At 37.1% G+C, this 3586-nt stretch carries 4 protein-coding genes; all 4 read left to right on the top strand.

Annotation, left to right across the window (positions count from 1 at the left end):
* Positions 1 to 452 precede the first annotated feature (452 nt).
* The 4 genes from DWY31_RS13750 (at position 453) to DWY31_RS13735 (ending at position 3508) form a co-directional block, all read left to right on the top strand.
* Positions 453 to 629, top strand: coding sequence for a helix-turn-helix domain-containing protein (locus DWY31_RS13750; RefSeq protein WP_003864535.1), 177 nt, complete (start codon positions 453 to 455; stop codon positions 627 to 629).
* Between the two features lie 119 nt (positions 630 to 748).
* Positions 749 to 1738 carry a helix-turn-helix domain-containing protein gene (locus DWY31_RS13745; RefSeq protein ID WP_117529026.1) on the top strand — a complete coding sequence of 330 codons (990 nt, stop codon included), beginning with the start codon at positions 749 to 751 and terminating at the stop codon, positions 1736 to 1738.
* Position 1739: 1 nt separating this feature from the next.
* On the top strand, positions 1740 to 3131 hold the full coding sequence (locus DWY31_RS13740) for a tyrosine-type recombinase/integrase (protein ID WP_182438773.1): 1392 nt from the start codon (positions 1740 to 1742) through the stop codon (positions 3129 to 3131).
* A gap of 161 nt (positions 3132 to 3292) precedes the next feature.
* Positions 3293 to 3508 (top strand): hypothetical protein, encoded by a 216-nt coding sequence (locus DWY31_RS13735; RefSeq protein WP_226855232.1) that lies wholly within the window; start codon positions 3293 to 3295, stop codon positions 3506 to 3508.
* Positions 3509 to 3586: the final 78 nt, after the last annotated feature.

Raw genomic sequence — 3586 nt, 5'->3', positions numbered from 1 at the left:
GTTGTTCTATTTCAAAAAAGAGTGAAATGATATAAATAAGGCCACGGCTGATTTCATGTTGGAACAGCCGTGGCTCAGTTTATTTTTTTATCCGTATAAACGAGACTGTTCCGCAGATTATGTAGAACAGACAGAGTACGATTCCGATAGTGAGAACATACGAGAATAAAGATGAACTTAAGAACGAGATAAACAAAAGTTTGTTGAATTAAAAATGAAATAAAGTTCCAGTAATCATAGAGTGTATGGATTCAATTCCATATGCTCTTTTTCTTTACTGAAAAATTTAATGTTACGAGTTTCTTACGAGTGGTATTAAAAAACTCGCAAGAAGACTCGTAGGAAAAAAAGTAAAAAAATTTGCTTTTGACCACTGTAAAACATGCTCTGAGCGTTTCGTTATATGAAGGGATAATTTTTCTTTCATATTTCAAAGAAAAGAGGATAAAGAAATGTCAGAGAAAAGATGTTATACAGTTCAAGAGTTACAGGAAATCTTAGGAGTCAGCAGACCTACTATTTATAACCTTTTGAAGAAAAAGGAATTCCGGTGGATCCAGTTGGATGGCGGAAAGTATCGCATCTCCAAGAAGAGTTTCGATGACTGGCTTGATAACTTGGAACAGTAAAAAACAGGGTGTTGATCAGACAGATTTTGTCTACATCGACATCCTAAATTTTTATCTGGATTTGAGATATGATATAAGAAAAAACACTAACACTAAAAAAGACAGGAAGTGAAGAATAAATGGCAACAGCAATTATGAAACAAAAAGGAATTCCGGAAATGGACGATGTGGAAGAAATCATTTCGAAGATTTCAGAAGAAAGTCCTTACAAACGGCGTCCAACACAAAAGAGAACCTGGATGACCGTGCCGGAAATGGGAAAGCTGCTGGGATTAAAAAAGACAGATCGATACTGGCTGGTACATAAAAATGTTTTTGAATCTAAAGAGATTGCCGGAAAGATACGAATCAATATTGCCAGCTTTGAAAAATGGTACGCCAATCAGATTAAATATCATAAAGTTACTGGAGAAGAGCCAGGGAAAGAATTGAAATCCTGGTCCTATTCTGTTAAGGAAGTCGCGGATTTGTTGGGCGTTGATGATTATCTTGTTTATGATTTACTCAAGAAAAATCAAATGGAAGCTGTTATTGTCGATTACTGGAAACGAATACCAAAAGAATCTTTTCAGAACTGGTATAAAAGCCAGTCCCGGTATCGAACAAAGGAAGACAGAGAAAAAGACGCTCTTCTGGAAGATGCAACAATTACAATGCCTGAGATGGCACAGCTACTTGGAACAACCAGAAGCGCAGTATATACAATTCTTGATAATCCGAAGTATAGTCATTTTTTTGAATTCATTGTGATTGCAGAAAAGAAAAGGATCACAAAAGAGAGTTTTCAAAAATTCCTGGAAGGTCAGGATCGGTATAAGCTGGATCCATCGAATGATTATGAAGAACTTGCACAGGAACAAAATATTGCCCTGGCCAATTTCCGGCGGAAGAAATTATCACAGACCGGAATACGAGGAAGCAATGGAAATATAAAGTATCTTACTTTTGATGAAGCTTCCTATCTGGCAAAGGTCAGCAGAAGCATGATCAACAAGTGGGCGGATAAAGGAAAGTTCACAGTAATAAAAGTTGGCAGTCGAGTTAGGATCCTTCGGGATGAATTTGAGGACTGGATGGAACAAAGAGATTTGGAAAGGAGCATGCAATAATATGGCATCAATAAGAGAACGAAACGGAAAATTTAATGTAATCTATTCTTATACGAATGAAAAAGGTGAGAGGAAACAGAAATGGGAAACCTATGAAACGAAAGCCGAAGCAAAGAGAAGAAAAAAAGAAATTGAATATAAAAAAGAGATGGGATCATTTGTCGTTCGTAAATGCAAAACACTGGATGAGCTTATTACAGAGTATGTTGCACTTTATGGAAAAGAAAACTGGGCGCTTTCTACATATGAAGGAAATGTCTCTCTTATCAATAACTATATTCTTCCAATTATTGGTGATACGAAACTTTCAGAGATCAATACCCGATTCATCGAAAGATATTATCAGAGTCTTTTGAAGAGACGTGCAGTTATCAATCCATTGAATAAAACCAGTCGAAATGAATTTGTATCTTCCAGTACGGTCAGGGATATTAATAAGCTGCTTAGAAACTGTTTTGAACAGGCAGTGAAATGGGAGTTGATGGAAAAGAATCCTTGCACCCATGCGACTGTACCAAAACATAAATCACAAAAAAGAGACATCTGGACAGCGGATACATTAATGTATGCGCTCAGTGTCTGTGAAGATGAGCGATTAAAGCTTGCAATAAATCTATCCTTTTCATGTTCCTTACGACTTGGTGAGCTGCTTGGTCTTACCTGGGATTGTGTAAATATTTCTCCTGAGGCAATTGAAGAAAACCGTGCATATGTCTTCATCAACAAAGAATCACAGCGTATAAGAAAAGAATCGTTGAATGCATTGGATGGAAAAGATGTGTTGTTGGTATTCCCGACAAATCATAAGAAGAATTCTACGGTCCGTATTCTGAAAACACCAAAGACAGAAAGCAGTGTGCGTAAGATATTCTTACCAAAGAGTGTCGCTAATATGCTGGTAGACTGGAAAGCTGAGCAAGATGAAATGAAAGAAATTCTTGGTGATGAATATATGGACTATAGCCTGGTTATGGCAAGTACCTTTGGTCTTCCTCTTGGTGATGGAGCAATCCGTGGTCCTTTAAAGAAACTGATCGAGGATTATAATCTTCCACCGGTTGTATTTCACAGTTTCCGTCATAGCAGTGTTACTTATAAGCTGAAATTGAATGGTGGAGACATCAAGGCGGTACAGGGTGATTCCGGCCATGCGCAGGTCAATATGGTTACGGATGTGTACTCTCATATCCTGGATGATGATCGAAGGAAAAATGCAGAGCTTTTTGAAGAAGCATTTTATGAGAAAAAGAATCTGGATCCACAGATGCATGTACAGCAGGAAAATAATAATGCACCTGTTGCTGATGAAGTCGATCCGGAACTTCTGGCAAAAGTATTGGCGAATCCAGAGATGCGGGCGTTGCTCAATTCACTGGCGAAAACGATGAAGTAATGAAAAATAGTGAAAAAATAGTGTAATTTTAGTGAAAAAACGATTCATAAAACGATATAATATATGGATGAAATGAGGATATTTATTGTGTATATGAATATTCTATCTCCATCATTTGATGATAGAATGATGGAGATAAATCTGAAATGAAGGAGATTCCTATGAGAGACTTTGATTTTATTGTAAGTCCTGCGAAGTTGTTAACACCTGAAATTGTTCAGATGGTTAGCAGCATCCATGAACATAAAGGCAAACAGGAATTATTTCTCGAAGCCAATGTAGATGAATTGAAAACACTCTTAGAAGTTGCATTGATTCAGAGTACGGGAGCATCCAACCGAATCGAAGGTCCATCTACTGGTTATGTCCGTATTTAAAAATATGAAAGCAGCTTATAAATTTGCCAGTCAAAAACGCATGGACAAACCGTCTCGTATGCGTTATATTATTTATAG

The organism is Dorea sp. AF24-7LB, assembly GCF_003478575.1.
Taxonomy (GTDB): Bacteria; Bacillota; Clostridia; order Lachnospirales; family Lachnospiraceae; genus Dorea_D; species Dorea_D hominis.
This window is presented reverse-complemented; position numbering and strand designations above follow the sequence as displayed.